The sequence below is a fragment of the Loigolactobacillus rennini DSM 20253 genome, from assembly GCF_001436505.1.
Lineage (GTDB): Bacteria > Bacillota > Bacilli > Lactobacillales > Lactobacillaceae > Loigolactobacillus > Loigolactobacillus rennini.
The window spans coordinates 1-3,111 of sequence record NZ_AYYI01000085.1 but is presented as its reverse complement, the minus strand read 5'-3'; the positions used below and the strand labels follow the sequence as shown (position 1 = coordinate 3,111).

2 protein-coding genes are annotated in these 3,111 nt (G+C 36.5%); one reads left to right on the top strand and one right to left on the bottom strand.

Translation table 11 applies throughout. The features are described 5' to 3' along the window. Positions 1-76: 76 nt before the first annotated feature. A complete protein-coding gene (locus FC24_RS09430; protein ID WP_057874623.1) occupies positions 77-2,200 on the bottom strand; it encodes an LTA synthase family protein in 2,124 nt (707 codons plus the stop codon). Positions 2,201-2,375: 175 nt separating this feature from the next. Between FC24_RS09430 and FC24_RS09425 the strand changes: the two genes are divergently transcribed. Then, the gene (locus FC24_RS09425; protein WP_057874622.1) at positions 2,376-3,056 is read left to right on the top strand and encodes a VanZ family protein; all 681 of its coding nucleotides are present in this window, start codon (positions 2,376-2,378) and stop codon (positions 3,054-3,056) included. Positions 3,057-3,111 lie beyond the last annotated feature (55 nt).

The following is a 3,111-nucleotide window of genomic DNA, read 5'->3' as shown; positions in this document are numbered from 1 at the left end:
TCTATACAATTCAGAAATCTTTTATGCATTTACACAAAATATTTTACGCTCTCAGTTAAACATCGATGGTTTATTCTTACTGACCGCTAGTACTGATTTGCGGTGTTGTTTGCATTTCAGTTTGTTTTAGTTGTGGGGCATCGCTTTTGTAAGTTTTACTAGTGGTGCGATTTTTATTTTTTGAATAAACACTAGTGGATTGTTGGCCCAGTTTCTGCCTTGCTTGAATGAGCCGAGTTAAACTATCTTTGTAATCATAATTTTCGGGAGCAACCGGTTTAAAACCTACAGGTGTGTAAAAACGTAGCAAGTTTTTGTTGTTAACCGTATCTGAAAGCTGCAGTTCGGTTCGGACCTGTTTTTTCTGACGGTTAATTTTTTGCCGCAGTGACTTGCTCGGGTGGGTGATTTCGTCTCCAGCGTGATTATAAATGGTATCACCAATTACAGTATGGGTCGGCGTAACAAAATTATTGTTCCGGAACGCAACAACTTGATCATGGTGTGGTGAAAATAAATCTGTTCCGAATTGAATGTAACCTTTGTTATCAATTCCTAATAGATGTTCTAGGGTTGGCAACACATCGATTTCACCGCCGTATTGTTCTTGAATGCCGCCGTGATGTTGTCCAGGTAAATGAATCATTAAGGGAACTCGTTGCAATTGAGCATTATCATAACTGCTCCAAGTTTCAGCAGATTGACCTAACAATGGTGCTAGACTTAGGTTTTCTTTATTTGAAAGGCCGTAATGATCACCATATAGTAAAATTAATGAGTTATCATATAGCCCACTGCTTTTAAGGTACGTAAAAAATTCTTTTAAAGCTTGGTCTAAATAATGTGCAGTACCAAAGTATTGGTTAACGACTTTATCATCTGTATCTGGCAACTGAAAATCTGTATCTTCATCGTCTAAAGGAAACGGAAAATGATTGGTCACAGTGATAAATTTAGCATAAAATGGTTGTTGCAATTGTTCCAGATATTTAATTGAATCATGAAACAATAGTTTGTCTTTTAAACCATATTGTAAGGAGCGGTTACCCTGTGTTTTAAAGTAATTGGCATCAAAAAAGTTTTGGTACCCCATATTTTTATAAACACTGTTGCGATTCCAAAAGGATCCAACATTACCGTGAAAGACTGCTGAACTATAATTTCCTTTTTGGCCTAAAATAGCAGGTGCTGCTTGGAAAGTATTGTCTGATCCCAGTGCGGTAAATACTGATCCTTGTGGTAAACCGTAAACGCTGGTCTCTAACATGTTTTCAGCATCGCTGGTTTTACCTTGTCCAACTTGGTGGAAAAAATTTGGAAAAGAAAATGTTTGATCATCGTGATAAAGATGATTTAAAAATGGCGTCACTTCTTGTCCGTGAATTTTATCATCAATTAAAAATTGCTGAAAGCTTTCCAAATGGATGATAATAACGTTACGGCCCTTAGCCAAACCGTATTTTTGCGGATCAGGTGCAGCGTAATGTTGATCAATAAAAGCCAAGACTTTTGTTAAATCGGCACCTTTTGCGGCGGCCCGATTTTGATTATTTTGTGCGGTTTTAACGGCATCATAAACGGTATAAGCATCAATGCCTAAATATTTAACAATGTAATTACGGTCAAACGTGCGTGTTAGTAATTGTGGTCGATTTGCTTCACCTAGCGTTAGATTAACGGAAAATAGTAATAAAGCAAATGAGGTTACCGCAAATGGTAAGTGGCGTGGAATTGGTTGTTGGTTAATCTTAATCAACTTAGCTAATAATAAAATCATTAAAATAATTAAATCTAGCCAATAAAAAATATCGTGGGGTCGCGCCAACGCTAATGAACTACCACTGAGCCCTTCAGACACTTTAGAGTAGCCTAAAATGGTATTGATGGTCATAAAATCAGTAAATTGCCGATAATAAATCACGTTAAAATACAATAAGGCCGTATTGGCTAACGATAAAATAAGCAGCCCCCAATAACGCCATTTAGGTCGTTGAATGTATAAACCTAACCCTAAAACTAAAAAAGTGGTTGCTAAAGGATTAAGCCATAAAATAAAGTGTTGTAGTAGGCCACGGACACCTAAAGAAAAATCAACATAATAAGCGAATATTGTTTTTAACCAAAACAAGCCGCAAAGTAAGAGAAAGAAACCATTGCGGCGACTGATTAATTCATTCAATTTTTTCCAAACAAGTGTCACGAGGTTGCCAGCTCCTTAGCAGATTCTCCCGATATTGTACGCGTAAACGAATTCAAATGTCAAACTAGCTAAAGTTCTTTTAAATTTTCAAAAAACTAATCGTATAATTCAATTTTTCGCGACAGGTTTGCTAAAATAAAATTAATGGTATTTTTAGAGAGAAGGGAAACGTTTAATGATTTTTTTAGGGCCGCTTTACCAATTGGTAGCTGCACATTATGCCCAACGAATTTACCATTTTCCATTAATTCGGTTAGTCTTTTACAGCCTTGATAAAACGTTGTTCTACTTTCTAATTTTTTTAGTCCTGCGTCTGTTTTATTTAAGTTTGCGTCACCGATTGACTAAACAGTGGTTATTTTGGCGGCGTGAACTTTATCTTTGGGCCTTGGTTTTTTATTTGTGCTTGTTATTTTCGCTGACGGCACTTCGTAATATTTATTGGCCCAGTCAACTATGGGCACAGTTACAATTGCCGCATGGCACAATTAATACCACCCCATTTGTTGAAACTTGGAAATTAACACGGGGAGCTTCCAAATTTGATTTCTTATATAACTTATATGGTAATATTTTGTGGTTTATTCCTCTAGGTTTTAGTTATGGTGTCCGGTTGAAAGATAATCGACGCTGGCTACCTGTTCAATTTTTGCAGGTGTATTTATTAGGGGTTGGTGTTTCTTTAACGATTGAGATGTTACAGTTTTTACTTTCTACTGGGATCGCGGATATTGATGATGTAACTTTTAATGCACTAGGCTGTTTAGTAGGTTTTGTCGTCTACTTAATTTGGCACAGTACCCGACATTTATTAAGTAGGGTGCGACAAAACTTAAAACATAAAAAAGCCTGCTAATGAAGTGAACCCTTAAAATTGGACAACTTTATTAAGCTGCTTTCTGGGCGGTAAG